The organism is Halomonas sp. 707D4 (assembly GCF_024158685.1).
Taxonomy (GTDB): domain Bacteria; phylum Pseudomonadota; class Gammaproteobacteria; order Pseudomonadales; family Halomonadaceae; genus Vreelandella.
This window is the reverse complement of the sequence record NZ_JAMZBD010000464.1, coordinates 1-2,373: the sequence shown is the minus strand read 5'-3', so window position 1 is coordinate 2,373 and position 2,373 is coordinate 1. Positions and strand designations below refer to the sequence as shown.

Annotated in this window: 3 protein-coding genes; 2 read left to right on the top strand and 1 reads right to left on the bottom strand. The window is 63.0% G+C overall.

Annotation, left to right across the window (positions count from 1 at the left end; all coding sequences use genetic code 11):
- A partial coding sequence (rluD, locus tag BIS11_RS15310) for a 23S rRNA pseudouridine(1911/1915/1917) synthase RluD (protein WP_253586465.1) occupies positions 1-726 on the bottom strand: 726 nt, incomplete at its 3' end.
- 162 nt (positions 727-888) lie between these two features.
- On the opposite strand from rluD, the gene BIS11_RS15305 reads away from it, so the two are divergent.
- The gene (locus BIS11_RS15305) at positions 889-1,713 is read left to right on the top strand and encodes an outer membrane protein assembly factor BamD (RefSeq protein ID WP_253420621.1); all 825 of its coding nucleotides are present in this window, start codon (positions 889-891) and stop codon (positions 1,711-1,713) included.
- Between the two features lie 262 nt (positions 1,714-1,975).
- Positions 1,976-2,373: MCP four helix bundle domain-containing protein (locus tag BIS11_RS15300; RefSeq protein ID WP_253586464.1), on the top strand; the 398-nt coding region annotated here is incomplete at its 3' end.

Here is a 2,373-nt window from a genome sequence, read left to right as displayed (position 1 = left end):
GGCGTGGGCCATGTGCACGCGGATCTGATGGGTGCGCCCGGTCTCGAGCTGGCAGCGCACGTGGGTATGGGCGCGAAAGCGCTCGACCACGCGGTAGTGGGTCACCGCCGGTTTGCCGGAAGCCGTGACCGCCTGGCGCTTGCGATCCTTCGGGTGGCGGCCGATCGGCGCATCCACCGTGGCGCCAGAGACAGGCTTTCCGATCACCACCGCGTCGTACTGGCGCGAGACGCTGCGCGCCTGGAGCTGCTCGACCAGCCGGGTCTGGGCGGTCAGGGTCTTGGCCACCATCATCAGCCCCGTGGTGTCCTTGTCGAGCCGATGGACGATGCCGGCGCGCGGCATCTCGGCAAGCGCCGGGCAGTGGTACAGCAGCGCGTTCAGAAGCGTGCCGTCCGGGTTGCCCGCCGCCGGGTGGACCACCAGGCCCGCCGGCTTGTCGAGCACGATCACCGCGTCGTCCTCGAAGACGATATCCAGCGGAATCTCCTGGGCTTCGAAGCGGGTATCCTCCTCCAGTGCCGCCTGGAGGGTGAGCGTCTCGAGCCCGTGGAGCTTGGCCTTGGGTTTGGCCTTGGCGCCATCCACGGTCAGCTCGCCGGTGTTGATCCACGTTTTCAGGCGCTCGCGGGAGTAGTCGCTGAACAACTCGGCGGCGGCCTGGTCCAACCGCGCGCCAGCCAAGGTCTCTGGAACCTGGTGCGTGGCTCTAATGATGTGCGACATGCAGAACCTCTTGAAGACACGGGCACCCTGGTGAAACACGGCGATGCCTGCGTTTTGCGCCAAGGTGTTTTATAGTGGGCCGATTGCGACCTATTCTACCATTTCTACTTATGGCCATCTTCGCTTTTCGGTGATTGAGGCTTGTTTGCAACGAGGATGATGATGCGCGTTTTCTCCACCGCCAGCCGCTTCGGCGCCGTAGCCCTTAGTCTTGCCCTGCTGGCAGGTTGTGCCAGCAGCAACAACAACGACGCCGAGCAGGAGGATCAAGGCGAGTTCGCTGGCGTTCAGGAGCGCGAACTCTACGAGCTTGCGCGCACCGCCCTGGAGGACAACCGCTACCCGATCGCCATCGAGCGCCTCGAGGCCCTGGACACCCGCTACCCCTTCGGTGCCCACGCCGAGCAGGCCCAGCTCGAACTGATCTACGCCTACTACGAAAACGGTGACTGGGAAGAGGCTCGCGCCGCGGCCAGCCGCTTCATTCGCCTGCAGCCGGATCACCCTCAGGCGGACTACGCCTACTACCTGCGCGGGCTTTCCGCCTGGCAGGCCGGCCGCTTCAGCCTCGAGCGGCTGCGCCTGATCGACATCTCCAAGCGCGACCTCGGCGCCTCGCGGGACGCCTACAACGATTTCCGCGAGCTGATCCAGCGCTTCCCGCAAAGCGAGTACGCGCCGGACGCCCAGCAGCGCATCGTCTACCTGCGCGAGCTTCTGGCCCAGCACGAACTGCACGTGGCGGACTACTACCTGCGCCGCGGCGCCTATCTCGCTGCCGTCGAGCGCGGTCGCTGGGTGATCGAGAACTTCCCCGAAGCCAACGCCACCCGCGATGCCCTGGCCACCATGGTCGAAGGCTACCAGGGGCTGGGCATGGACGACCGTGCCGGTGAAGTGTTGGCGGTGCTGCGCGAGAACGCCCCCAACCACGAGCAGCTGCGTGGCGGGCGCTTCGTGCCCAAGCACGGCGGCTCCGCACGCTGATAGTACGCTCTTGTACGTTTCTTCGACGCCCCCGGCATACGCCGGGGGCGTTTCATTATCGGCATCCTGCCTGGGTCAACATTCAACCCATTGGAATCAAAATAATTTAACAAAAGATATCGTGATCATTCAGCAATAAAACACTACAAATAAAATTTATACAAATTTTATACAATCGTCTAACCTCCTCTCAAAACAGAATAACTCGCGCTCCTTGAACCGCTCCGGTTCACGAGTGCATCATCATGATCGAGGGAACGACGTGCCTACCCAACGGAACTTGAAGATAGCCACCCGCCTGACTATCGCTTTTACCCTTCTGCTTTTATGCCTGGCCGCTCTGACCGCCATCGGCATTCATCAGGTCAACCAGATCAGCCGCGATCTCACCGAGATCAACGACGTGAATACCGTCAAGCAGCGCCACGCCATCGATTGGCGCGGCAGCGTCCACGACCGCGCCATCGCCCTGCGCGACATCGTGATCACCACCACCGACGAGCAGTATCTCGCCCTCGATGTCGAGATGCAGCGCCTGCAGGGCGACTATCGCGACGCCGACCAGGCCATGGCAGACATCACCCGCGAGGCACCCGGGCCAGAGCAGGAGGCGCGCTTTCTCGATGACATCGCCGCGCAGCGAACGCTGACGCTGGAACT